The sequence below is a fragment of the Micropruina sp. genome, assembly GCF_027492755.1.
GTDB lineage: Bacteria > Actinomycetota > Actinomycetes > Propionibacteriales > Propionibacteriaceae > Micropruina.
The window spans coordinates 1-1,494 of sequence record NZ_JAPUED010000045.1 but is presented as its reverse complement, the minus strand read 5'-3'; the positions used below and the strand labels follow the sequence as shown (position 1 = coordinate 1,494).

Sequence of the window (1,494 nt, the reverse complement as noted above, 5' to 3'; positions counted from 1 at the left end):
CTTGAGATGGTCGGCATCCGCCCGCCTCATTGTGGAATAGGAGTTGATCATGGCAACGGTCGATGACGTTCTGGCGCTCGGCTCCGAGCTTGAGCGCTCCTATCCCGTCCTAGTGCGCGGACGGCTGAAGTTCCGGGTCGGGCAGATCGTCTATGTCGCATTCTCACTCGACGAGACGGTGATGGAGTTTGCCTTTCCGAGGGAAGCGCGCGCCGCTCTCGTCGCCGGAGCGCCGGAGAAGTTCCGGTTGCCGTCAGCGTCGGACATGCGGTTCAACTGGGTCGGGGCGGAACTCAGGGCACTCGACCCCGCCGAGGCACGCGAGTTTGTCGTGGACGCGTGGTCCATGGTCGTCCCGAAGAAGCTGTTACGCGCGTACGACCTCGCGCATCCAGACGGTCCCGGCGGGCCCCACCGGCCGTAGCCGCGATCAAGACCAGCTGGCCGTGGGGCAGAGCCTGGTGTTCGCGGAGCGCTGCGCCGCGACATCGGCGCCCGCGAGGCAGCACGCGGTCGACTCCACCGGCCGCAACGATGCTCCGGCTGCTGAAGGCGAACCCGACACCGCCGGGATCCGCGCGGTACTCCTCGCCGCTGGATTGATAGGCACCGCGCCTCGCGGGCCAAGGTCACGACGGTCAGCCAGCCATGACCTTTTGTCAGGATTGTCGCCGCCACGCCCGTTCCTGAGTCGGCAACCGAGGTGGCGCCCGCCTAGCGTTGAGGAGATGAACGCACGCACAGCGCGGGACGGTACTGCCCTGCTCCGCTACGACGACGGTTTCCGCGGCGCCGTGACCATGGGGCCTGCCGTCGCCACGTTCGTCGTGGTGGCCTTGCTCGCGTCCCGCGGCGGCTCGATGGATCGCGCGGGACTCACCATGATCGGGTGCGCGGCGATGATTCTCTCGTTCGGCGCCTACCTGATCTGGACCCACCTGGTGTTCACCCGCACACCGCCTGCAGAACTCGCGCACATCGCTGCAGGGCAGCAGCATCGTCGGCCCAGCCGGTTGTCGCGGGGGCTCGGCTTCGACAGCGCGGAGAACCTGGCGGTTTCGGTCGCGTTCGCCGCACTTGCCGGCGCGGTCGCCGCGGCAGCGCTCGGCGGACGGCAGGGTGGCGCGCTCCTCGCCCTGCTCGCACTACTGACGGCAGCGACCGCGTGGATCACCGTCGTCTATGCCTTCGCACTGCGGTACCTCCGCCTGCACGCGGCCGGTGAACGGTTCCGCTTCGCGTTCGAAGACGAGCCAGAGTTCTCGGACTTCCTCGCCACTGCGCTAATGATCTCCTCGGCCGGCGCGCTCTCCGCGAGCACGCCGACCACCCGCACGGGTGTCAAGGCGGTGCGATCGCATGCCGTCATCGCGTTCACCTTCAACGCCCTGGTGATCGCGATGATCGTTTCGCTCATCACCGGCCTCGTCACGACCATGGGCTGACCACAGACCACGTGTTCGATACATCGGCAGCGGAGCGCGGCTCATCAGT

2 protein-coding genes are annotated in these 1,494 nt (G+C 67.5%); both read left to right on the top strand.

Annotated features, from left to right (window positions below; translation table 11 throughout):
• Positions 1-49: 49 nt before the first annotated feature.
• Complete coding sequence (locus tag Q0066_RS02880; protein ID WP_298129872.1) at positions 50-424, top strand: hypothetical protein; 375 nt, start codon at positions 50-52, stop codon at positions 422-424.
• A 304-nt stretch (positions 425-728) separates the two neighbouring features.
• A complete protein-coding gene (locus Q0066_RS02875) occupies positions 729-1,445 on the top strand; it encodes a DUF1345 domain-containing protein (protein WP_298129870.1) in 717 nt (238 codons plus the stop codon).
• The last annotated feature ends 49 nt before the right edge of the window (positions 1,446-1,494 follow it).